This window comes from Thermus thalpophilus (assembly GCF_022760915.1).
Classification (GTDB): Bacteria; Deinococcota; Deinococci; order Deinococcales; family Thermaceae; genus Thermus; species Thermus thalpophilus.
Genome location: NZ_JAKTNS010000003.1, coordinates 40022 through 60681, shown reverse-complemented (window position 1 = coordinate 60681; position 20660 = coordinate 40022). Strand labels below are relative to the sequence as shown.

Below are 20660 nucleotides of genomic sequence, written 5' to 3'. Positions count from 1 at the left end.
TTTTTGTCAAAGAGGTCACTAAGCCGCCCGCTTAAGGTAGATGCCGGGGTCCGTGGGGTTGGCAACGGCCACCACCCGCTTCACCAGTTCCTCCGGGGGGAGGTCTAAGAGGGCGGTCATTTCCCCAGGGGAGACCACCGCCTCATAAAACCTCCTCGCCCCGCCTTGGAGCAAGAGGCGCACGAGCTCCGCCAGGGCCTCCTCCCCCCCGGGAAAGGCGGGGCCGAAGGCGTCGGGGACCAAGAGGTCCTTCTTCCCCCCGTGGAGGAGGAGGGCGTAGCGGGCCTTGTCCCTCCGGTCCTGCCAGTCGGTGATGAGGTAGACCTTGGCCTCGGGGAGGCGGACCCCCCGCAGGGCCTCCTCCAGGGCCTTCAGGGTAAGCCTAGGCGCCGCACGCAAGCCCACGCGTTCCATGCCTCCATCTTACGCCCAAGGGGGAGGGCAAACGCCCTAGAGGAGCTTGCGGGCGTAAATCACCTGGCCGGCGTGGTGCTGGGCGTGTTCCACCAGGTGGTGGAGGACGTGGGCCCTGGGGGCCTTCGCCCCCAGGTGGCCCACGGCCACCTCCTCGGCCAGGGCCTCCTCCCGCACCTCCTTGAGGGCGGAAACAAGGCTTTCCCAGGCCTCGCGGAAGCGGGCCACCACCCTTTCCTTGGGCTCCGCCTCCCCTTGGAGTTCCCACTCCCGCCCCCGCTTGGCCCACTCGGGAAGGGGCAGGCCGAGGGCGTAGGAGGCGAGGCGCAAGGAGCTTCCCGTGATGTGGCGCACCAGGCCGCCGATGGGGTTCGCCCCCTCCTTGGGCCGCCACCAGAAGGCCTCCTCGGGAAGGTCAAAGGCCCACTTCTCCAAGTGCTGGGCCACCTCCTCCAAGCCCCTAATCCAGGCGGACACGGCCGGGGAGACCCCGGGTACTAAGGGTTCCAAAAAGGGCGCGGGCATGGCTCTAGTTTAAGCTAAAGAGCGTGGAGCTCTTGGTCCTTTTCGGGCTTCTCCTCGCTTACCGCCTCTGGCCCCGGCGGCCCGCCGCCTGCCCCGCCTGCGGCCTCCCCCGGGGCCTGGCGGAGGAGGTGCGCCGCCATGGGCGCTTCTGCCCCCACGTGGCTTCCCGCACTTGCCCCTTTGACCCCCGGAAGGGGGTTTACCGCCTGCGGCGATGACCCCAGAGGAGGCCTGGCGCGACCTGGACCTGGACCTCGCCGATTACCTGGCGAAGAAGGCCATAACGCCCTCCTGCCGGGCGGGGTGCTTCGCCTGTTGCTTCGGCCTGGTGACCCTTTCCCGCCTCGAGGGAGAAGCCCTCCTCCCCCACCTCACGGAGGCACAGAAGGAACGAGTCCTGAAGGAAGGCCCTTGGCGCCTCGCCCTCTTAGCCCAGGGCAAGGAGCAAAAGGACTTCCCAAGCCGCTTCTTCCGAAGCCGCACCCCCTGCCCCTTCCTGGAAGGGGGGCTCTGCGGGGTCTACCCTCACCGCCCCCTCGCCTGCCGGGGCCTCCTCACCGCCGGCGACCCCGCCCTCTGCGCCCCCGAGGCTTTGGCCCCTGAAGGGCACTTCCTCCCCGCGCCCTGGCGCATGGCCCGGCGCAGGATGGAAGCGCTTTGGGAAGAAGAGGCAAGGCGCTACGGCCACGTGCTCCTGGGGGAGATGGTGGGGCTCCTTTACCTCCTCCTGACGAGGCTTCCCAAGGAGCGAAAGGAGGTGGAAACCCGCCTAAAGGCCCTGGGGGTCCTGGGGGGGCGGTGGGGGTTTGAAGTATTCTAGCTCCCTCGCCCTATCCCCTTTATGGGGGATACAGCAAATCCCCTAGGCTATGCTAGCCTGGAGAGGAGTGGGGAAAATGTCGGGCCGAGGGATATCCTTGCTAGAACTTCTGGTAGCGTTGGCTGTCTTGGGCATCGCCGGTAGTATAGCCGCTCTGAACTTGCGTCCGCTCTACAATCCCTTGCAGGACTCCGTGTCCCGAACTGAAGGATATCTAAAGCAAGTGCGGGCCAAGGCGATGGCCACTACATCGGCGTACCGGATCAGCCTGCGTCAAGATGGAAAGGGGCTTGAGGCGAGCTACGCTAATAAGTGCAACGCCTCCACTTTTACTACTGACCTGCAACTACGTTTGGAACTCCCGACCGAGGTAACCATTTCCATTCGTCCCGCTGGGGCCTCCCTCTGTTTCAATAGCCGGGGGCTTTTGGTGCTCATAAATGGAGGAAACCCTCCCCAGGAACCCACGTTGACCTTGCAGGATAACCGCGGGAGAGTTGCAACCCTTGCTGTGCTTTTAGGCGGGGGGGTGGTCCAGCGATGAAACAGGGATTGACGCTCATAGAAGTATTGGTTGCTCTAGCCATTCTCGCCATCATCGGCCCTATCCTGGCCGGATTTATCACCTACCTACGCATCAACACCCGGACAGAGATTCGCAGCCAAGCGGTAACGCTTGCGCAAGAACGCCTGGAGGCCCTACGGCTTATAAACCCTCAAAACCTTCCCACCACGGGATGCCAAGACCAATCCCTTAGCCGAAGCGGGCGGGACTTTACCCTTAAGACCTGCTATTGCGAAAACGCTTCCCTCTGCACCTCCGGTGCGCGTCATGTTACGGTGAGAGTCTTCCTTTCTGGGGAAACCAACCCCATTTACCACGTGGAAACCGTCTTTACTCAACTAAGGTGAGGTGAAACATGGTACGAAAAGGCTTTACGTTGGTTGAGTTGCTCGTGGCCCTAGCCATGGGTGGCATTCTCCTGGGCCTCCTGCTTGCCACAGCCTTAAGCAATCGCAGGCTTTACACCCTAGACCAGTACCGCACCGCTGCCAACCAAAACCTTCGGGCCGCGCTGGACCTAATCGTAGCCGACGCCCGCCAGGCAGGGGAACGCCTGCCTGGAGATTTACCCGCCATCCTTGTCCGCAATGGTAATGAGCTCATCTTGAGGCGCAACCTGATGGATCAAGTTCTTGCTCTATGTGACACGAACGGAATAAACGGAAATCAAGATAACATACCTGTGGCAATCAAGAACGAGAATCGGCTTCCTGCCGGATACGAGGATATATGCCGCTTCCGCGATTCCAACAACAACGGCTACGATGACCGCATTGATGCCTGGAGAGCCTACCGCTGCGCCAGCGATGGCGAGCCAAGCTGCCAAACCGGCAATCGCAGGGAAGTGGTGCGGGCCTACATCTACAACCCCACCTCGGGCCAAGGGGAGTGGTTTGATTACGATGCGGAAGACAACTCCGGCGTGAAGATCCACAAGGGTAATAGTGATCGTTGGCAAAAGAGCTATGGCCTAGGTACACGCATTTACCTGCTGGAGGAGCGGCGTTATTACCTAGAAGATGGCAAAATCTTGTTGGCAGAGAACGGAGCCCAAACCGGCAAGGGGGTTGTCGCTAACGTGACGACCTTGTCGGTGAAGGCCCGCGTGGGCAATACCTGGTACACAAATTTCCCCGCAAACAACCTAAACTGGCGGCAGCTGCAAGAGATAGAGGTGAAGGTTGGGGTAAAGATAGGTACCTTAACCCGGGAGTTACAGACGAAGATTTTGCCAAGAAACATCCTTTCGGACTAGCAAGCGAGGGTAGGAGGTAGCTATGCGCAAAGGCTTTGCCCTAGTGAGCACGCTCATCCTCCTGGTGGTCCTCATGTCCTTGCTCACCGCTTACTTCGTTTTGACCCGTATAGAGCTAGGGGCCACCACGGCAAGCGTTCGTCAAACCACCGGCTTCTACGCAGCAGAAGCCGGGCTCAACCTTCGAGCTGAGGAGATCCGCCAGAAGTTTTTGGGATACAACCGCCCCACGGGCACAAGCCCCACGGGTGCCAACCCTTGCCAAGGTACCAACCAAGGGAGCGGGGACTTCCAGTGCAAGACCTATTCCATTGGGGGTCGCACGGTGCGAACGTACGTGGTGGAAGCACCCAATAACCCGCAAAGCGTAGCTATTCCCCCCGGGGAGCTCTACGAAGGGTTAGAAGCCCAAGAATATCGCTATTCCCTGTTTTCGGTAGCGCTCGGCGTAGACGGGAACCCCGAGGCCATCTTAGAACTCCGCTTCAAAAGCCGCTTGGTACCTATGTTCCAATTTGCGGCGTTCTACAACAAAGACCTGGAAATCCTTCCCGGTCCTGACATGACCCTCAACGGACGCGTCCATACCAATGGGGATCTCTACCTGAACGCTGGCAATGACAACACACTAACGGTAACCGGCCAGGTAAGCACCGCAGGCGCGCTGTACCGCGGCAGAAAAGACACCAACACTTGTACCGGGACCGTGCGCGTGTACAAGGCAGACGGGAATCCGTCTACCCTTGCCTGCAACGGTACAAATCGGCGCTCCTTTAGCCAAGCGAATGTGGCCCCTTGGGGCGGTCGCATTCAAGTGGGGGTAAACCGGGTCACCGTGCCCGAACCGGAAGCCCTGGACCCAGAGCCGGGACGGACCTATTGGGAAAAGGCTGACCTCCGGATTGGGCTAGACCTTTCCACCACGCCACCCGTTCCAAAGGTATACCGGGTAAGCGGTGGTACGAACGTGGTGGATGTGGCAGCTACCACAGCCCTGCAGGCGTGCATAGGTGCGGTTAGTACAAGCAACGCTTTCTACAACTGGCGTGAGGAGAAACGCATCCAAATGCTAGACGTGGACTTGCGTAAACTTCTAGACTGCATACACAACAACCGAACTGCCTTTGGATTCGCGTTGGACGATGACACAGATGGGGGCTTGGTCTTCCACTTCACTGTCTTCGGACCCCAGAGCAACGGGATCAACAACTACGGAGTTCGCGTGAAGAACGGGGCGGAAATCGCCTCAACGATTTCCAGCGCGCCGAGGCCCAGGGGCCTCACCATCGCCACGGACCAAGCGGTCTACATCCAAGGCGATCTCAACAAGACCAATTGGATCCCTACCGCCTTTCTCGCCGATAGCTTAAACATCCTGTCCAATGCCTGGAACGACGATACCGGCAGCTACCGGACGCTCTCCCAACGGGTAGCCAGCAATACCGAGATCAACGCCGCCTTTCTGGCGGGCACCGACATCACCGGGGGAAGCGAGGGTACCCAAGGACAGGACAAGGGCAACTACAACGGCGGCCTAGAAAACTACCCCCGCTTCCACGAAACGTGGACCAATAAGACCCTCACGTACCGGGGGTCTTTTGTAAGTTTGGGTACACCCCGGCACGTGGCCGGCAAATGGTGTGGTACCGGGGGGCAGGGGACTTACAACCCAAGCACAGGACAAACCGCTAACGTTTCGGGCTGCAACATCTATGACCCCCCCGTCCGAAACTGGTCCTACGATACACGCTTTTCGCAAGGACAATTGCCGCCCCTTTCTCCCCGGTTCGTCTACCTTAAGCAGGAGCTTTTCCTAAGGGAGTTTGAGCGCAGCCAGTAAGCCTTTGACAGTAAAAGAGGCGGCCCGAAGGCCGCCTGCTTGGCGGAGGGGGCGGGATTCGAACCCGCGAGGCCCCTTGCGGGGCCTACCGGTTTTCGAGACCGGCCCGTTCAACCGCTCCGGCACCCCTCCCTGAGCCGGGCGAAGAAATCCCTTAAAAGCTTAGCACACTCCCCTTCCCGCACGCCACCCAAGACCTTTCCCCGCTGGCCAAAGCGGGTGAGGGCCCCCTCCTTGAGGTTTTCCGCCCCGTAGACCACCTCCACCCCCGCCTGGGTGAGGGCGTGCTGGCACATGAGGCAAGGCTCCAGGGTCACGTAGACCCGCCCGCCCCGGGCCTCCTTCCCGGCCTGGCGCAGAAGGAGCATCTCCGCGTGGGCCGTGGGGTCCTTCGTGGCCTCCACCCGGTTGTGGGCCCGATAAAGCCGCTCTCCCGCCACCAACACCGCCCCCACGGGCACCTCCCCCTGGGCCAAGGCTTCCTGCGCCTCCTCCAAGGCAAGCCCCATGAGCCTCTCCCCCTCCCCCGGGGGAAAAAGCCCGTAGACCTCCACCACCCGCTTCGCCTCCGCCCGCACGGGCCAGAGGCCCTTGAGTTCCTTGGGCACCCCTTTTTCCGCCAGGAAGTCCACCAGGCGCTTGCGGCCATAGGGCATAACCAGGTAGTCCCCCGGCTCCGGGCGGCGGAAGCCCGGGGGAAGGGGAAGCCTGGGGGCGGGAGGGATGAGGAAGAGCGTCCCCCCCTTGCGGCGAGCCGTGTGGCCTTCCGGTAAGGTGGCGGCCCGGCCCGCCAAGGCGCCTTCCAAGAGGGCGATGTGCCGGGCCTCGGGGCGGAGGAAGAGGCCCTCCAACACCTGGCGCAGGGCGCGGCGGCGGAGGGCGGGGGGGGCTTCCACCAGAGGGGCCACGCGGTAGGCGGGGACGAAGAAGCGGGGGTCGGGGAGGAGGCGGGCCCTGGCCTCCTTTTCCAGGTGGGCGTCCTCCATCTCCCGGGCCTGGGCGAAGCGGGCCAAAGCCTCCCGGGCGGCGGGAAAGCGCTCCAACAGGAGGGGGAAGACCACGAGGCGGAGGTAGTTGCGGTCCAAGGCGGGGTCTTGGTTGGTGGGGTCCTCCCGCCAGGCCTCCCCCAAGAACCCCAGGTAGTCCCGGAGGGCCTCCCGGGGGAAGGGGAGGAGGGGCCGCACCACCAGGCCCTCCTTCTCCCGGATGGCAAGCCCCCGGGCCGTGCCCTGGAGGAGCTTGAGGAGAAGGGTTTCCGCCTGGTCGTCCAGGGTGTGGGCGGTGAGGATGGCCTTGGCCCCTACCTCCCTGGCCACCCGGTGGAGGAAGGCGTAGCGCACCTCCCGGGCCAAGGCCTCGAGGTTCTCCCCCCTTTCTTTGGCGATCCTTCCCACCTCCACCCGCTCGGCGTAGAAGGGAAAGCCAAGCCTTTCCGCTAGGGCCCGCACGAAGGCCAGGTCCCCGGCGCTATCGGGCCTTAAGGCGTGGTCCAGGTGGGCCACCACCCCCCTTCGCCCCGCCCGGTGGACCAGGTGGGCCAGGGCCACGGAGTCCCCGCCCCCCGAGACCGCCAGGACCAAGGGGTCCTCTGGGGCCAGGGCCGCCAGGCGTTCACGGAAGGGGGCCTCGAGGGGATGCAAGCCTCGCCACCTCCGCCCTAAGCGCGGGCAGGCAGCACTTACCCCGGGGGTTGCGCACCTCGCAGGCGCACCGCTTGGCCCTCACCCCCGCCTCCACCTCCGCCACCGGGTCTTTCCCGGCCAAGAGGGCTTCCTGGATGGCCTCCCGCGTCCAGTCAAAGCAGTAGCACACCCAGGAAGCGCCCTTGTCGTACACGGGGAAGCGGACATCCTCCAGGCGGTACACCCCCTCTGCCCCGTAGTAGACCACGGGACAGCGAGGGTCCTGGCAGAGGTAATGGGCCGCTTCTGGGTCAAGGCGGGCCAAGGCCCTTCCTGTGAGGAAGTTCTTCACCGCCTTGAGGGGCACGGGAAGCCCCTCCTGGCCGCTTTGGGGGCAGCGCATACCCCCACTATACGGGTATCCTAAGGCCATGCGCCTCCGCTTCCGGGAAAACGGCCCTTACGTCCTGGACCTCCCCGAGGGGAGCACCTTCCGCCTAAACGGGGAGGAAAGGCGGCTAGAGCGGCCCAGGCTCGCCCTTTGCCGCTGCGGCCACTCCGGGAACAAGCCCTTCTGCGACGGCGCCCATAAGGAAGTGGGCTTCCAGGCGGAAGCCGGGGAAATAGAGGTTCAGTAGAGGAACTCCCGGATGTCATAGCGGCCCGCCCTGAGGCCCAGGCGGCGAAGGGCCCCCGCCCAGGCCTTGAGCTCCGCCTCCACGTCGGGAAGGGGTTCCAGGCCCAAGGCGGCGTAGGGGGTGCGGGGATCCTCCTGAAAGGGGGATAGGTAGACCAGGTCCCCCCGGTCCAAGGGAAGCTCGGCCAAAAGGGCGAGGCTATCCCGGAAGTGGGCCTGGGCGAAGGGCTTTCCCCCAGCCCCCACCAGGAGGATCACCCCCACGGCCACCCCCGCCCGCTTCAAGGCGCCCACCAAGGCCACGACCTCCCGGGGGTAGCCGGGCTTCCCCAGGAGGGCGAGGAGGGGGGCGTGGCCCGTCTCCAGCCCCACGTACACCCGCCTCAGGCCCAAGGCCCGAAGCCCTTCCCACCAGGAGGCCTCCTTCTTAAGCCCGCTGAAGAGGTCCAAAAAGCCCAGGACCGGCTCCCCAGGGAAGGCCCTTTGCACGATCTCCAGAAGGGGGAGAAGGGGCTCGGAGAGGGCGAGGGCGTTCCCGTCCGCCAGGAACACCCCCCGCCGGAGGAGCATCCCCCGGCCGAGGAGCTCCCGCACCCGCTCCACGTGCTCGGCGAAGGCCTCGGGGCTCCGCTTCTGGAAGGGGCGGTCCTGGTAAAAACTACAAAAGGTGCAGCGGTTCCAGGTGCAGCCCGTGGTGGCCTGGAGGACCACGGCGAGGTAGGCGTCGGGGGGAAGGATGCTAATGGGCCAGGCGTAGGCCCTCTGGTAGGGCCCGGGGTCCAGGAGGGCCTCCGGGGTCCAGCGGAGGACTTCCCGCCGCCTCGTCTCATCCCGCAGGTGGGCCTCCGCCAGGGCCAAGCCCTCCCGGTAGACGCTAAGGGCCTCCTCCGGGGCGAGCTTCCGCCGCCTGCGCACCCCCTCCCGGTAGCGCAGGTGGAGGCTTCCGTCCAGGGCCCGCTTGTAGGTCATCCCCTGGCGGAAGTAGTGGTAAAGCCGCCCTTCCCGGTCAAAGGAGAGGACCCTATCTCCCAAGGAGAGGAGGGTGGCCTCGGGCCTCAAGAGCTCCACGGCCTTAGAATAAGCCCCGTGGCGCTTTCCGCCCTGAAGGGCCTCCTCTCCCCGGAAACCCTCGCCCACCTCACGCCCCTAGGGGGGTTTGAGGCCCGGGTCTACACGGACGGGGCGCAGGTCTACAAGGTCTACCGCCCTGAGGAGGCGCACCTGGCCGCCCTCGAGGCCCGCCGCATGGCCCGGGCGGGCCTGGGGCACTTCGTCCTGGGGGTGGCGGAGGTGGAGGGCCAAGGGGTCCTCATCACCCGCCGCTTCCCCGGCCGGCCCTTCGCCCCCGAGGCCTTCACCCCCAAGACCTTAGCCGCCTTGGCCCACCTCTTCCTCTCCCTCCACCGCCTCCCCGAGCCCGGGTACGTGCGCAAGGCGGAGCTCCTAGAAAGGCTAGAGCGCTTCGCCGAAAGCCTCCACGCCATCCCCGAGGCCCTCGCCCTCATTCAGGGGCTAAGGCGGGAGGTGGGCCTTGCCGCCGGGGTGGAAAGGCGCTTCTGCCACCGGGACGCCTGGGCGGGCAACCTCCTGGTGAAGGATCCGGGCGCGGAGGGTCCCGAGGTCCTCCTGGTGGACTGGGTGCGTTCCGGGGGCGATGACCCCGCCCGCGACCTCGCCCTCCTGAAGACGGGAAGCCTGGACCTTCTGGGGGAGGAGATGGCCCGGGAAGCCCTCCTCCGCATCGCCCGCTTCTACCCCGCCGAGGTGCGGGAGAGACTCGCTTTTTATGTCCCCCTCACCTACCTCCACGACCTCCACTGGTTCCGCACCAAGCGCCCCGAGGCCTTCCTCGAGGCCCTCAAGGAGAAGCTCCCCAAGGCCCTAAGCTTCTTCCAGGACTGCCTTTCCCCCCGAAGGGCGTGTTAGGCTTTACGGGATGAGGATCACCCTGGTGGACCACCCCTTGGTCCAGCACAAGCTGGCCCACCTGCGGGACAAGCGCACCGGCCCCAAGGACTTCCGGGAGCTCGCCGAGGAGCTTTCCCTCCTCATGGCCTACGAGGCCATGCGGGACCTGGAGCTCACCGAGGCCACGGTGGAAACCCCCGTGGCGGAGGCCCGGGTCAAGGTCCTCTCCGGCAAGAAGCTCGCCCTGGTGGCCATCCTCCGGGCGGGGCTCGTCATGGTGGAGGGCATCCTAAAGCTGGTTCCCCACGCCCGGGTGGGGCACATTGGGCTCTACCGCGACCCCGAGTCCCTCAAGCCCGTGCAGTACTACGCTAAGCTCCCCCCGGACATCGCCGAGCGCCGGGTCTTCCTCCTAGACCCCATGCTGGCCACGGGGGGTAGCGCCAGCCTGGCCCTCTCCCTCCTCAAGGAAAAGGGAGCCAAGGGCATCAAGCTCATGTGCCTCATCGCCGCCCCCGAGGGCCTAAGGCGCATCGCCGAGGACCACCCCGACACCGAGGTGGTGGTGGCGGCGGTGGACCAACACTTGAACGAGCACGGCTACATCGTCCCCGGCCTTGGCGACGCCGGGGACCGCATCTACGGCACGAAATGAGCGAGCTTCTGAAGCGCGTAGGCGTGGCCGACCCTGGGGGCACGGGTTGGCTTTCCGTGGCCTTCGCCTTTTTTCTGGCCCTTTTCTTCACCTGGCGCTTCCTTCCCCACGTGCGCCGCTTCGCCCTCAAGGTGGGCTGGGCCGACCTGCCCAACGAGCGCCGGCTCAACCGGGAGCCCTTGCCCAACGCCGGGGGGCTTGCCGTCTATGCCGGGGTGGTGCTGGCCCTGGTGGCCGCGGCCTTCCTCCGGCCCATCCTGGTGGAAAGCGTCCTCATCCAGGTCCTGGCCATCCTCCTGGGCGGGGCCTGGCTGGTCCTGGTGGGCTTCATCGACGACCAGTTCGGCCTTCCGCCCCTCTTCCGCCTCTTTGTGCAAACCCTGGCCGCCCTCCTCCTCATGGCGGTGGGGGTGCGCTTTGAGGCCGCCTTCGGCACCCCCTTGGACCCCGCCTTGGGGCTCTTCCTCACCTGGCTTTGGGTGGTGGGCATCACCAACGCCCTAAACCTCATGGACGGCCTGGACGGCCTCGCTGGAGGCATCGCCTACATCAGCGCCGTAAGCCTCCTCTTCGTCTCCGCCCAGTTCCCCTTCTGGGCCGCGGGCACCCTGGTCCTCGCCGCCTTGGCGGGGGCCGCCCTTGGGTTTTTGCGGCACAACCTCCACCCAAGCCGCATCATCCTGGGGGACGCCGGGGCCTACTTCCTGGGCTACACCCTGGCGGCCACCGCCCTTTTGGGCAACCTCAAGCTCACCACCTTCTTGGGCCTCCTTCCCCCCATGCTCTTCCTGCTCCTACCCATCCTGGACACCACCCAGGTGGTGGTGCGAAGGCTCCTTCGGCGGCAAAACCCCCTCTCCACCCCGGGCAAGGACCACATCCACCACCACCTCCTCTCCCGGGGGCTTTCCCAGCGCCGGGTGGCCTTCGCCCTTTGGAGCGTGGCCCTCCTCTTTAACCTCCTCGCCATGCTTTACCTCCGAATGCCCGGGGAAGCCATAGGGGCGAGCCTCCTCGCCACCCTCTTTGGCCTTTCCTGGGTCACCTACCGCCGCCTGCGGGCGCTATGGAGGGGCGAATGAAGCGCGTGGTCTTGGCCTTCGGCACCCGGCCCGAGGCCACCAAGATGGCCCCGGTGTACCTAGCCCTAAAGACCATCCCCCACCTCACCCCCCTCGTCCTCCTCACGGGGCAACACCGGGAGCAGTTAAGGCAGGCCCTGAGCCTTTTCGGCATCCCAGAGGACCGGAACCTGGACGTGATGCAAGAGCGCCAGGCCCTCCCCGACCTGGCGGCCCGGATCCTTCCCCAAGCGGCCAGGGCGCTAAAGGAGATGCGGGCGGACTACGTCTTGGTGCACGGGGACACCCTCACCACCTTCGCCGTGGCCTGGGCCGCCTTCTTGGAAGGAATCCCCGTGGGCCACGTGGAGGCGGGGCTTAGGAGCGGCAACCTCAAGGAGCCCTTCCCTGAGGAGGCCAACCGCCGCCTCACCGACGTCCTCACCGACCTGGACTTCGCCCCCACGCCCTTGGCCCGGGAAAACCTCCTAAAGGAGGGGAAGCGGGCGGAGGGGATCCTGGTCACGGGGCAGACCGGGGTGGACGCCGTGCTCCTGGCCGCCAAGCTGGGGCGCCTTCCCGAGGGGCTTCCCCCGGGGCCCTACGTCACCGTGACCATGCACCGCCGGGAAAACTGGCCCATCCTCGCCGAGCTGGCCCGGGCCCTAAGGCGGGTGGCGGAGGCCTTCCCCCACCTCACCTTCGTTTACCCCGTGCACCTGAACCCCGTGGTGCGGGAGGCGGTCTTCCCGGTGCTCAAGGGGGTGAGGAACTTCGTCCTCCTAGACCCCCTGGAGTACGGCCCCATGGCCGCGCTAATGAAGGAAAGCCTCCTTTTGGTCACGGACTCGGGGGGCCTGCAGGAGGAGGGGGCGGCCTTGGGGGTGCCGGTGGTGGTCCTAAGGAACGTCACGGAAAGGCCCGAGGGGCTGGAGGCGGGCATCCTGAGGCTGGCCGGCACCGACCCCGAAGGGGTCTACCGGGTGGTGAAGGGGCTTCTGGAAGACCCCGAGGCCCTCGCCCGCATGCGCCGGGCAAAAAACCCCTACGGGGACGGAAGGGCCGGGGAGCGGGTGGCCCAGGGGGTGGCCTGGCGGCTCGGCCTCGGCCCTAGGCCGGAGGACTGGCGTCCTTAGGCCAGGCCCGAAGCTGGTAAAGGCCCACCAAGAAGACGGCGCTTCCCAGGAGGAAGGCGGCAAGCCGCCCCCCGAGAAGCTCAAAGAGGAGGCCCGTGAGGTAAGCCCCCAAGGGCCCCGTGCCCAGCATCACCAGGCTGTAGACCGCCATAACCCGACCCCTCAGGCGATCGGGCACGGAAAGCTGCACCAAGGTGTTGGCGTTGATGAGGACGGAGATCATGCCAAACCCTCCCAGGGCGAGGAAGAGGGGGACCCAGGTGGGGTGGGGAAGGAAAAGCCCCAGGTGGGCGAGGGCCAGGGCGAAGACCCCAAGGAGGAGGCGCCCGGGCCTAGGCCTTCCCGTGAAGGCCATGACCAGGGCCGCCCCCAAGGCCCCAAGCCCCACGGCGGAAAGGAGAAAGCCGTAGCCGGTGGCGGAAAGCCCCAGGACAAGCCGGGCGTAGGCGGGGACCAGGGTCTGGAAGTTCATGCCGAGGAGGCTGGCGAAGAGGACGAGCCCCACCACCCGCCGTACCAGGGGGTGCTCCAGGACGAAGCGGACGCCCTCGAGGGCCTCCCTCAAGAACCGCCCATCCCCCTCCTCCCCCCTGGGCCCCGGGGGCACCCGCAGGAGGACGAGGAGGAGGGGCAGGAAGGAGAGGGCGTTGGCGAGGTAGGCCACCCCCACCCCGTAAAGGGCGATGAGCACCCCAGCTAGCGCCGGCCCCAGGAGGCGGCTCGTGTTAAAGCCAAAGGAGTTTAGGGCGATGGCCCCGGGATACCGCTCCCGCCCCGCCAGCTCCACGGTGAAGCTTTGGCGCACGGGCTGGTCCATGGCGTTTAGGGCCCCATAGAGGAAGGCGAAGAGGAGCACATGCCCGTAGCGCACCGCCCCCGTGAGGATGAGGACGGCCATGAGGAGGGCGAGGAGCATCATCCCCCCCTGGGTGAGGAGGAGGAGGTTCCGCTTGGGGTAGCGGTCCGCCAGGACCCCGGCGGGCAAGGAGAAGAGGAGGGAGGGCAGGAACTGCAAGGCCACCACGAGCCCGAGCCGCTCCGCGCTCCCCGTGAGGAGGAGGACAAGCCAGGCCTGGGCCGCCGACTGCATCCAGGTGCCCATCTGGGAGGTGAAGAGGGCGAGCCAGTAGGCGCGGTAGCGGGGGTCTTGGAGGAGGGCGAGGGCCAGCACCCCTCCATCCTACCTCTGACTGACCGGTCATTATCAAGGCGAAGCCCCTACCGGCGGACCTATACTGAGGCATGGCGGGGCGCGGGATTTTCCTCTTCCGCCTCTTTGGCATCCCCCTTTACCTAGACCCCTCCTTCCTCTTGGTCCTTCCCCTTCTGGCCTTCCTCATCGGGCGGAACCTTCCCCTCTATCTGGAGCTCTTCGGCCTCCCCCAAGACCCAGGCCTCCTGGAAGGGCCTTGGCCCTTCCTCTTGGGGCTTTCGGCTGCCCTTGGGCTTTTCCTTTCCGTGCTCCTCCACGAGCTCGGCCACGCCCTCACCGCAAGGCGCTTTGGGGTGGCGACCCGGCGCATCACCCTTTGGCTTTTGGGCGGGGTGGCCCAGATGGAAAGGCTCCCCAAGGAGCCCGCCAAAGAGCTCGCCATAGCCCTGGCGGGCCCGGCGGTGAGCCTCGTTTTGGCCCTCCTCTTCCACCTCGTAAAAGCACCCTCCGGCGCCTTGGGGTTCCTCACCCACCACCTGGCCTTGGTGAACCTCATGCTGGCCCTCTTCAACCTCCTCCCCGCCCTGCCCCTGGACGGGGGGCGGGTTTACCGCGCCCTCCTCTCCCTAAGGAAGCCCTACGCCAAGGCCACCCAGCAGGCGGCGGCCCTAAGCCAGGCGGTGGCCCTGGCCCTGGGGCTTTTCGGCCTTCTGGCCCTCAACCCCTTTCTGGTCCTCATCGCCTTTTTCGTCTACATGGCCTCCCGGGCCGAGGCGGAGGCCACCCTCCTCGCCCAGGCCTTGGAAGGGCTTCGGGTGCGGGACCTCATGACCCCTGACCCCATCGTCCTCCCCCCCGACCTTCCCGTGGCGGAGGCCGTGCGCCTCGCCCTCCACCACAAGGTTTCCGGCTTTCCCGTGGTGGAGGGGGAAAGGGTCCTTGGGGTGGTGGGGCTGGAGGGTTTGGAGGGGGCCGACCCCTTGGCCCCCGTGACCCGCTACCTGCAAGCGCCCCTCCTTCTCTCCCCGGAAGAGGAAGCCCTGGCCGCCTTGGAACGCATGGCGGAAAGGGGATATGTCCGGGCCCTGGTGGTGGAAGGGGAAAGGCTTGTGGGGGTCTTGAGCAAAACGGACCTCTTAAGGGCCTTCCAGGTGCGGCTTCTTGGGCTTGACAGGCCTAGGGGGGTGGGGTAGGTTAGGGGCGCAAAAGTATGCGGGAGGTGCCCATGAAGCGAGCTTTGGTCCTTATCGGTTTGTTGGTCCTGGGATTGGGCCTTGCCCAGAAGCCCCGGGTGGCCATCGGCACGGGAAGCACCGGGGGAGTCTTCTTCTACTACGGCACCGCCCTGGCCGACATCCTGAACAAGGCCGGGGTGGTGGAGGCCCAGCCGGTGCAGACCGGGGGTTCCTACGATAACCTGCAACTCCTCCGCGACCGCACGGGCGGGGGCACCTACTACTGCGCCCTCACCACCACGGACTCCGCCTACTTGGCTTATACCGGGGAGGAGCCCCGCTTCAAGGAGCGGCCGGCCAAGAACCAGCGGGTCCTGTTCTACATGTACCCCTCCTTTATCCACATCGTCACCACCGAGAAGAGCGGCATCAAGGTGGTCCAGGACCTGAAGGGCAAGCGGGTTTCCACGGGCCAGCCCGGCTCCAGCACGGAAAACCTGGCCCTTTTGGTCCTGCAAGGGGCGGGGGTGAAGCCGGAAACCTTCGCCAAGCGGGAGCGCCTCCCCGTGGCCGAGGGGGCCAAGGCCCTGGCGGAGGGCACCCTGGACGCCTTCTTCTGGGTGGGAGGCGTGCCCACGGGCTCCATCGTGGAGCTTTCCCAGACCCTGGCCCGCAAGGGGGACCGGGTCCACCTGGTGCCCATTGACCCCAAGAGCACCACGGCCCAGGTGGTCATGAAGCGCTTCCCCGGCCTGGTGGATCCTTACCGGGTGCCCAAGAGCGTGTACAACACCCGTACGGACGTCCCCGGCCTGGCCACGGGCAACATCGTGGTCTGCCCGGACAGCCTTCCCGCCGAGGCGGCCTACGGCATCACCAAGGCGGTGTTTGAGAACCTGGACACCCTGCGCACCGCCGTGGCCGCGGCCAAGGACACGAGCCTCGAGGCCACCGCCAAGCTTTACGGCAAGCTCCCCATCCCCTTCCATCCCGGGGCCGAGCGGTACCTGAAGGAGAAAGGCCTCATCAAGTGATCCTCGTGGCGCCCGGGTGGCCTGGGACCTCCCAGGCCCCGGGCCTTTTGGAGGCTAAGCCATGGAGCTGGAACACCCCAGAACCCCCCAAACCCCCCTAGGCCGCCTCACGGACTGGATCCTGGTCCTGGGGGCCCTTTATAGCCTCTACCTGGTCCTCCACCCCTTCACCCCCTTGGCCAAAGCGGACATCCCCATCCTGGACATTGTCCAGCTCGAGCGGAGCACCCACGTCCTCTTCCTCCTCGTGGGAGGCTACCTCGTCTCCTTTTATCTTCCGAGGAAGCGCACCCTGGGCGCCTGGGTCTACTTCCTCTTCACCCTCATCCCCCTCTACCACTTCCTCTTCCCGGGCATCCCCGGGGTGGAGCTCCCCCCGGCGGCCAAGGCCCTGGGCCTCCTCTACTGGGCGGTGGCCACCCTTCCCGCCCTCCTCCCTCCCCTCAAGCGCCCCGCCGACCTCCTCGCCGTCCTCCTCGCCCTTTTCCCCACCCTCTACCAACTCCGCCACTTTGAAGAGCTCGTCTACCGGGCCGTCCTCCCCGCCCCCTGGGACATGGCCATGTCCTTCGGCCTCATCATGCTGGTCCTGGGCCTCGTCTACCGCCTCCTGGGCCCGGTGATGCCCGTTTTGGTCCTCTTCTTCTTCAGCTACAACCTCTACGCCGACGTCTTTCCCGGGCCCTTTAAGGGCACCAAGCAGGGGATTGACCTCCTCCTGGGCAAGACCTTCAACGAAACCGAGGCGGGCATCTACGGCCTCATCACCGGGGTCTCCGCCAAGTACCTGGTCTACTTCACCCTGCTTTCCGGCATGATCGGAGCCCTGGGCCTGGGCCGGGTGGTGGCCAACCTGGCCCTGGCCCTGGTGGGCAAGCACCCCGCCACCCCGGGGCGGGTCACGGGGCTCGCCAGCATCTTCATGGGGATGTTCTCCGGCTCGGGGGCCGCGGACACCCAGTTCGTGGCCGCCCTCACCAAGCCCCTCTACGAAAAAGCCGGCTACGACAGGCTCACCGCCGCCGGCCTCGTGGCCACCGCCGGCACCATCGCCCTCATCACCCCCCCGGTCCTGGGTTCCATCGCCTTCATCATGGCGGAGGTCTTGCAGATCCCTTACCTCAAGGTGGCCCTCATGGCCATAGGCCCCGCCCTCCTTTACCTCACCGCCGTCCTGGCCTTTAACGAGTTCTACTCCCGCAAAGCGAAGCTCCCCCCGGTGGGGGCGGAGCTCGGCATGAGCCGCCGGGCCTATGCCTTGCGCTACTCCATCATCTTCCTCCCCATCCTCCTCATCATCGCCATGCTCTACCTGGGCTACGAGGTGAGCACCGCCGCCAGCTCGGCCCTGGTCCTCTTCGTCCTCCTCGCCTACCTGGACCCCACCTTGAGGCCTAGGGGCATCGCCCCCATCTTCCAGGGCCTCGCCGAGGGCTTCCGCACCCTCCTCCCTATCGGCGCCGCCGTCACCGCCGCCAACCTCATCTTCGCCATGATGGTCATCTCCGGCCTGCCCTCCAAGTTCAGCCAGCTCCTGCAGCAGGTTTCCGGGGAAAGCCTCCTCCTCGCCACCCTCATCACCGCCCTCTTCAGCCTGGTCCTGGGCATGGGCGTGCCCCCCACCGCCACCTACGTCCTCACCTCCGCCCTCACCGCCCCCGCCATCATCACCCTGGCCAAGCAAAACGGCATCCCCGACTCCGCCGCCCTCCTCGCCACCCACATGTTCCTCTTCTACTACGCCGTCCTGGCCGACGTGACCCCGCCCGTGGCCCTTTCCGCCTACGCCGCTGCCAGCGTCTTCGGCACCAACCCCTTGCGGACCGGGGTCTACGCCGCCCGGGTGGCCCTTGCGAAGTACCTGGTGGGCTTCTTCTTCCTCTTCTCCTACGCCGGCACCGCCCTCCTCATCGTTCCCGTCCTAGAAAACTCCCCACCCGGCGAAGCGTGGCCCATGATCCTGGAGCGCTTCCTGGCCGTGGCCGCGGGCATCATCTACCTCTCCGCCTCCGGCGTTGGCTACACCCGGCGGGTCCTGAAGCGCTGGGAAGCCTGGGCCCTAGGGATCCTGGCCCTGCTCCTCTTCATCCCCCACACGCTCCTCAACCTCCTCGCCTTCCTCCTGGGGCTTCCCTTCTTCATGAAGCCCAAGGGCTTGACGTCGCCGTAGGAAAAGGGGTAGCGTAGCCCCAGAAAGGGGGTAAAGCGATGAGAAGGGTTCTCCTCCTGGTAGCCCTCTTAGGGATGGCCGTGGCCCAGAAACCCCGGGTGGTCATCGCCACCGGCGGGGTGGGGGGGGTCTACTTCTACTACGGCACCACCTTGGCGGAGATCTGGAACAAGGCGGGGGTGGCCGAGGCCCAGGCCATCCAGACTGCGGCCTCCATAGACAACCTCCTCCTCCTGGAAACCCGCACCGGCGGGGGCACTTACTACTGCGGCACCGTCTTGCCCGACTCCGCCTACCTGGCCTACACAGGCCAGCACGAGCGCTTCCGGGAGCGGCCCGCCAAAAGCGCCCGCATTCTCTTCGCCATGTACCCCAACTACCTCCACCTCGTCACCCGGGAAGGCTCGGGCATCCGGGTGGTGCAGGACCTGAAGGGCAAGCGGGTCTCCACGGGGGCCCCGGGCTCCGGCACAGAGGTGGAGGCGCTTTTGGTCCTGCAGGCGGCGGGGCTTAGCCCCAAGGACTTCGCCAAGCAGGAGCGTTTGGGGGCACAGGAAAGCGCCAATGCCCTCTCTGAGGGGAGCATTGACGCTTTCTTCTGGTCGGGGGGCCTGCCCACGGGGGCCATCACGGAGCTTTCCGCCGCCCTGGCCCGGAAGGGGCAGAGGATCTACTTGGTACCCCTAGACCCCAAGAGCACCGTGGTCCAGACCTTCACCCGCCACTTCCCCGGCCTTGCGGGCCCCGGGGTTATCCCCAAAAGCGTCTACGGCACCCGGGCCGACACCCCCACCCTCACCTTCTGGAACCTCTTCCTCTGCCCGGAAAGCCTCCCCGCGGAGGCCGCTTACGCCCTCACCAAGGCCACCTTTGAGAACCTTCCCGCCCTGCGCCAAGCGGTGGCCGCCGCCAAGGACACCTCCCCGGAAAACGCCGTGCGCTTCGTGGGGGGCACCATCCCCTACCACGAGGGAGCTCTGCGCTACTTCCGCGAGATCGGGGCCCTGAAGTAGGGGCATGCTGGCCAAGAAGCTTCCGGCCCGGCTCCTTGCGAGCTGGGCCTTTTGGCTTTCCCTCCTCGTTTTGGCCTCTTTGCGGGTGGTGGAGGTGGAAGGCCCTGAGAGCAGGAGGCTTATCCTCCTTGGTCCCTGGCAGGAAGTGCGGGTGGAGTTTGTGAACTCCGTGACGGGGAAGCCCGTCCTCCTGGAGTTCCACCCCCTCTGGGCCTTCCAAGGCTTCCGGGCCTTCACCGACCCCGAGACGGAAGCCTACTACACGGGGGGCGAGTACCCGTGGAACGAGCGCTTAGCCCGGGAGCGGCGCAAAGAGCTCCGCTACTGCTCGGAGGTGGGCCTGGCCCTGGCCCTGGGAGGGCGGTGGTTCCAGGCGGTGGGAGGGTGCCTAAGGGTCCGGCTCCTTTGGCCCCCTTAGCGCATCACCTGGGGCACCACCCTTACGGTAAGGGTTTTCCCCTGGCGGAAGACCTCGAGGGCCACCGCCTCCCCCGGCTTCTTCCCGTAGAGCACCTGGCGGAGCTGGGCGATGGAGGTGAGGGGCACCCCGTCCGCCTTTAGGAGCACGTCCCCGTCCACCCCCACCTGCAGGGTCTCCCCGGTGGGAAGCTGGATGTAGGCGAAGCGGCTTGGGGCCTTGAGGCCCGCCCGGGCCGCGGGGCTATTCCGCTCCACCTCCTGCACCATGAGCCCCGTGGCGGGCAGGCCGTACTGCTGCCTGAGCCTTTCCGGATAGAGGGAAAGGGGAATGAGGGAAACCCCTAGCCTGGGGCGACTCCGGATAATCTCCTCGGCGGTCAAGGTTTTCCCCGCCCTAAGCTCGGGCAGGTACTGCTTCACCAGGTTGATGGGCAGGGCGAACCCCACCCCGGCGAACTGGGCGGCGCCGAACTGGCCTGAGGGGGTGAAAATGGCGGTGTTGATGCCGATCACCTCGCCCCGGGAGTTCAAAAGGGGCCCCCCGGAGTTCCCCGGGTTGATGGCGGCGTCCGTCTGGATCACCTGGGGTACCAGGCCGGAATCGTCCCCAATGGCCCCGGGGTTCTCCCGTATGGCGGAGACGATCCCCTGGGTCACGGTGAACTCCAGCCCAAAGGGGTTGCCCATGGCGATGGCCTTCTGCCCCACCCGGATCCGATCCGAGTCCCCGAGGACCAGGGGCACGAGCCTATCCTTGGGGGCGTCCACCTTGAGGAGGGCCAGGTCCAAGGGCGGAGCCGCCCCCACGAGACGGGCCTGGTACTCCTTGGGGTCGCTGTGGAACTTCACCGTGATGCGGCTCGCCCCTTCCACCACGTGGTAGTTGGTGAGGATGTACCCTTCCTTGTCTATGACGAAGCCCGAGCCCGTGCCCTCCTGGGGCGGCATCTGGAGAAAGGGAGCGAAGGACTCAAAGCCCGGGGGAAGCTGGACGTTTTGCGGCCGGGTCACCACGGCCACGTAGACCACCCCGTCCCCGTACTTCTCCACGATCTCCACGGTGTTCCGCTCGTACTCCAAAAGCCCGCCCTCGGCGGTGGGAGCTTTGGGGGGTTGGGCGCTTGGAGCCTGGCTGTTGGAAATCCCCCACCAAAGCACGGCCCCCGCCATGAGGGCCAAGGCCAAGAAACCCACGAAGGAACGGCCAAGGTTCATGCCTCACCTCCTCCTTCCACCCTACGCCCCCCCGGTTAGGAG

At 66.0% G+C, this 20660-nt stretch carries 23 protein-coding genes and 1 tRNA gene; 16 read left to right on the top strand and 8 right to left on the bottom strand.

The annotated features are described in order from the left end of the window. Positions 1-18: 18 nt before the first annotated feature. Together L0D17_RS02280 and L0D17_RS02275 are read right to left on the bottom strand one after the other, a co-directional pair. Positions 19-414 carry a DUF3197 domain-containing protein gene (locus tag L0D17_RS02280; RefSeq protein WP_243093715.1) on the bottom strand — a complete coding sequence of 132 codons (396 nt, stop codon included), beginning with the start codon at positions 412-414 and terminating at the stop codon, positions 19-21. 36 nt (positions 415-450) lie between these two features. Then, entirely contained in the window at positions 451-939 is a 489-nt protein-coding gene (locus L0D17_RS02275; RefSeq protein WP_039458466.1) for a DinB family protein, read from the bottom strand. 23 nt (positions 940-962) lie between these two features. Here L0D17_RS02275 and L0D17_RS02270 point away from each other — a divergent pair, with 23 nt between their 5' ends. The 6 genes from L0D17_RS02270 to L0D17_RS02250 are packed head-to-tail and all read left to right on the top strand — an operon-like array spanning position 963 to position 5419. Beyond that, entirely contained in the window at positions 963-1157 is a 195-nt protein-coding gene (locus L0D17_RS02270) for a hypothetical protein (protein WP_243093714.1), read from the top strand. After that, positions 1154-1759: a YkgJ family cysteine cluster protein gene (locus tag L0D17_RS02265; protein ID WP_243093713.1), complete on the top strand. Its 606-nt coding sequence runs from the start codon at positions 1154-1156 to the stop codon at positions 1757-1759. Before L0D17_RS02270 ends, L0D17_RS02265 begins: the two co-directional genes overlap by 4 nt. 49 nt (positions 1760-1808) lie before the next feature. Then, complete coding sequence (locus tag L0D17_RS02260) at positions 1809-2303, top strand: prepilin-type N-terminal cleavage/methylation domain-containing protein (RefSeq protein ID WP_341474671.1); 495 nt, start codon at positions 1809-1811, stop codon at positions 2301-2303. Further along, complete coding sequence (locus L0D17_RS13930; RefSeq protein WP_423247944.1) at positions 2300-2671, top strand: type IV pilus modification PilV family protein; 372 nt, start codon at positions 2300-2302, stop codon at positions 2669-2671. Before L0D17_RS02260 ends, L0D17_RS13930 begins: the two co-directional genes overlap by 4 nt. An 8-nt stretch (positions 2672-2679) precedes the next feature. Further along, complete coding sequence (locus tag L0D17_RS02255; protein WP_243093712.1) at positions 2680-3579, top strand: PilW family protein; 900 nt, start codon at positions 2680-2682, stop codon at positions 3577-3579. 22 nt (positions 3580-3601) lie between these two features. Continuing rightward, positions 3602-5419, top strand: coding sequence for a pilus assembly PilX N-terminal domain-containing protein (locus L0D17_RS02250; RefSeq protein WP_243093711.1), 1818 nt, complete (start codon positions 3602-3604; stop codon positions 5417-5419). A 40-nt stretch (positions 5420-5459) separates the two neighbouring features. On the opposite strand, the gene L0D17_RS02245 is transcribed toward L0D17_RS02250, so the two are convergent. From L0D17_RS02245 to L0D17_RS02235, 3 genes are all read right to left on the bottom strand, one after another. After that, positions 5460-5551 (bottom strand) — tRNA-Ser (locus L0D17_RS02245). Then, positions 5530-7059: a tRNA lysidine(34) synthetase TilS gene (tilS, locus tag L0D17_RS02240; protein ID WP_243093710.1), complete on the bottom strand. Its 1530-nt coding sequence runs from the start codon at positions 7057-7059 to the stop codon at positions 5530-5532. The genes L0D17_RS02245 and tilS overlap by 22 nt, the downstream gene beginning before the upstream one ends. Then, complete coding sequence (locus L0D17_RS02235) at positions 7031-7444, bottom strand: copper chaperone Copz family protein (RefSeq protein ID WP_039458452.1); 414 nt, start codon at positions 7442-7444, stop codon at positions 7031-7033. The genes tilS and L0D17_RS02235 overlap by 29 nt, the downstream gene beginning before the upstream one ends. Positions 7445-7472: 28 nt before the next feature. On the opposite strand from L0D17_RS02235, the gene L0D17_RS02230 reads away from it, so the two are divergent. Next, on the top strand, positions 7473-7679 hold the full coding sequence (locus L0D17_RS02230) for a CDGSH iron-sulfur domain-containing protein (RefSeq protein WP_039458450.1): 207 nt from the start codon (positions 7473-7475) through the stop codon (positions 7677-7679). On the opposite strand, the gene L0D17_RS02225 is transcribed toward L0D17_RS02230, so the two are convergent. Further along, positions 7673-8746, bottom strand: a complete 1074-nt coding sequence (locus L0D17_RS02225) for a radical SAM protein (protein WP_243093709.1) — start codon at positions 8744-8746, stop codon at positions 7673-7675. The two genes, L0D17_RS02230 and L0D17_RS02225, sit on opposite strands and share 7 nt — an antisense overlap. Positions 8747-8764: 18 nt before the next feature. Here L0D17_RS02225 and L0D17_RS02220 point away from each other — a divergent pair, with 18 nt between their 5' ends. Genes L0D17_RS02220 through wecB form a run of 4 tightly spaced genes read left to right on the top strand, consistent with a single transcriptional unit; the run spans position 8765 to position 12438 of the window. Next, positions 8765-9604 (top strand): aminoglycoside phosphotransferase family protein, encoded by an 840-nt coding sequence (locus L0D17_RS02220; protein WP_243093708.1) that lies wholly within the window; start codon positions 8765-8767, stop codon positions 9602-9604. A 10-nt stretch (positions 9605-9614) separates the two neighbouring features. Next, the gene (gene upp / locus L0D17_RS02215; RefSeq protein ID WP_039458443.1) at positions 9615-10241 is read left to right on the top strand and encodes a uracil phosphoribosyltransferase; all 627 of its coding nucleotides are present in this window, start codon (positions 9615-9617) and stop codon (positions 10239-10241) included. Further along, a complete protein-coding gene (locus L0D17_RS02210) occupies positions 10238-11323 on the top strand; it encodes an MraY family glycosyltransferase (RefSeq protein WP_039458440.1) in 1086 nt (361 codons plus the stop codon). The genes upp and L0D17_RS02210 overlap by 4 nt, the downstream gene beginning before the upstream one ends. Further along, positions 11320-12438, top strand: coding sequence for a non-hydrolyzing UDP-N-acetylglucosamine 2-epimerase (gene wecB / locus L0D17_RS02205; protein ID WP_243093707.1), 1119 nt, complete (start codon positions 11320-11322; stop codon positions 12436-12438). The genes L0D17_RS02210 and wecB overlap by 4 nt, the downstream gene beginning before the upstream one ends. Here wecB and L0D17_RS02200 read toward each other — a convergent pair. Then, a complete protein-coding gene (locus L0D17_RS02200) occupies positions 12413-13609 on the bottom strand; it encodes an MFS transporter (protein ID WP_243093706.1) in 1197 nt (398 codons plus the stop codon). The genes wecB and L0D17_RS02200 overlap by 26 nt on opposite strands. A gap of 71 nt (positions 13610-13680) precedes the next feature. Between L0D17_RS02200 and L0D17_RS02195 the strand changes: the two genes are divergently transcribed. The 5 genes from L0D17_RS02195 (at position 13681) to L0D17_RS02175 (ending at position 19401) form a co-directional block, all read left to right on the top strand. After that, entirely contained in the window at positions 13681-14784 is a 1104-nt protein-coding gene (locus tag L0D17_RS02195) for a site-2 protease family protein (protein ID WP_039458431.1), read from the top strand. 32 nt (positions 14785-14816) lie between these two features. Further along, on the top strand, positions 14817-15800 hold the full coding sequence (locus L0D17_RS02190; RefSeq protein ID WP_243093705.1) for a TAXI family TRAP transporter solute-binding subunit: 984 nt from the start codon (positions 14817-14819) through the stop codon (positions 15798-15800). 61 nt (positions 15801-15861) lie between these two features. Then, positions 15862-17970, top strand: coding sequence for a TRAP transporter permease (locus tag L0D17_RS02185; RefSeq protein WP_243093704.1), 2109 nt, complete (start codon positions 15862-15864; stop codon positions 17968-17970). A gap of 38 nt (positions 17971-18008) precedes the next feature. Next, positions 18009-18983, top strand: a complete 975-nt coding sequence (locus L0D17_RS02180; RefSeq protein ID WP_243093703.1) for a TAXI family TRAP transporter solute-binding subunit — start codon at positions 18009-18011, stop codon at positions 18981-18983. Between the two features lie 4 nt (positions 18984-18987). Beyond that, positions 18988-19401 carry a hypothetical protein gene (locus tag L0D17_RS02175; protein ID WP_243093702.1) on the top strand — a complete coding sequence of 138 codons (414 nt, stop codon included), beginning with the start codon at positions 18988-18990 and terminating at the stop codon, positions 19399-19401. Here the strand turns inward: L0D17_RS02175 and L0D17_RS02170 are convergent. Then, positions 19398-20618 (bottom strand): S1C family serine protease, encoded by a 1221-nt coding sequence (locus L0D17_RS02170; protein WP_039458424.1) that lies wholly within the window; start codon positions 20616-20618, stop codon positions 19398-19400. The two genes, L0D17_RS02175 and L0D17_RS02170, sit on opposite strands and share 4 nt — an antisense overlap. Positions 20619-20660: the final 42 nt, after the last annotated feature.

Bases quoted from the DNA above. Each gene is read 5' to 3' on its own strand.
- upp (WP_039458443.1), top strand. From the start codon at position 9,615: ATGAGGATCACCCTGGTGGACCACCCCTTGGTCCAGCACAAGCTGGCC.
- L0D17_RS02195 (WP_039458431.1), top strand. From the start codon at position 13,681: ATGGCGGGGCGCGGGATTTTCCTCTTCCGCCTCTTTGGCATCCCCCTT.
- L0D17_RS02185 (WP_243093704.1), top strand. From the start codon at position 15,862: ATGGAGCTGGAACACCCCAGAACCCCCCAAACCCCCCTAGGCCGCCTC.
- L0D17_RS02210 (WP_039458440.1), top strand. From the start codon at position 10,238: ATGAGCGAGCTTCTGAAGCGCGTAGGCGTGGCCGACCCTGGGGGCACG.
- L0D17_RS02235 (WP_039458452.1), bottom strand. From the start codon at position 7,444: ATGCGCTGCCCCCAAAGCGGCCAGGAGGGGCTTCCCGTGCCCCTCAAG.
- L0D17_RS02255 (WP_243093712.1), top strand. From the start codon at position 2,680: ATGGTACGAAAAGGCTTTACGTTGGTTGAGTTGCTCGTGGCCCTAGCC.
- L0D17_RS02260 (WP_341474671.1), top strand. From the start codon at position 1,809: ATGCTAGCCTGGAGAGGAGTGGGGAAAATGTCGGGCCGAGGGATATCC.
- L0D17_RS02280 (WP_243093715.1), bottom strand. From the start codon at position 414: ATGGAACGCGTGGGCTTGCGTGCGGCGCCTAGGCTTACCCTGAAGGCC.
- L0D17_RS02230 (WP_039458450.1), top strand. From the start codon at position 7,473: ATGCGCCTCCGCTTCCGGGAAAACGGCCCTTACGTCCTGGACCTCCCC.
- L0D17_RS02275 (WP_039458466.1), bottom strand. From the start codon at position 939: ATGCCCGCGCCCTTTTTGGAACCCTTAGTACCCGGGGTCTCCCCGGCC.
- L0D17_RS02190 (WP_243093705.1), top strand. From the start codon at position 14,817: ATGAAGCGAGCTTTGGTCCTTATCGGTTTGTTGGTCCTGGGATTGGGC.
- L0D17_RS02180 (WP_243093703.1), top strand. From the start codon at position 18,009: ATGAGAAGGGTTCTCCTCCTGGTAGCCCTCTTAGGGATGGCCGTGGCC.
- L0D17_RS02175 (WP_243093702.1), top strand. From the start codon at position 18,988: ATGCTGGCCAAGAAGCTTCCGGCCCGGCTCCTTGCGAGCTGGGCCTTT.
- L0D17_RS13930 (WP_423247944.1), top strand. From the start codon at position 2,300: ATGAAACAGGGATTGACGCTCATAGAAGTATTGGTTGCTCTAGCCATT.
- L0D17_RS02250 (WP_243093711.1), top strand. From the start codon at position 3,602: ATGCGCAAAGGCTTTGCCCTAGTGAGCACGCTCATCCTCCTGGTGGTC.
- wecB (WP_243093707.1), top strand. From the start codon at position 11,320: ATGAAGCGCGTGGTCTTGGCCTTCGGCACCCGGCCCGAGGCCACCAAG.
- L0D17_RS02265 (WP_243093713.1), top strand. From the start codon at position 1,154: ATGACCCCAGAGGAGGCCTGGCGCGACCTGGACCTGGACCTCGCCGAT.
- L0D17_RS02170 (WP_039458424.1), bottom strand. From the start codon at position 20,618: ATGAACCTTGGCCGTTCCTTCGTGGGTTTCTTGGCCTTGGCCCTCATG.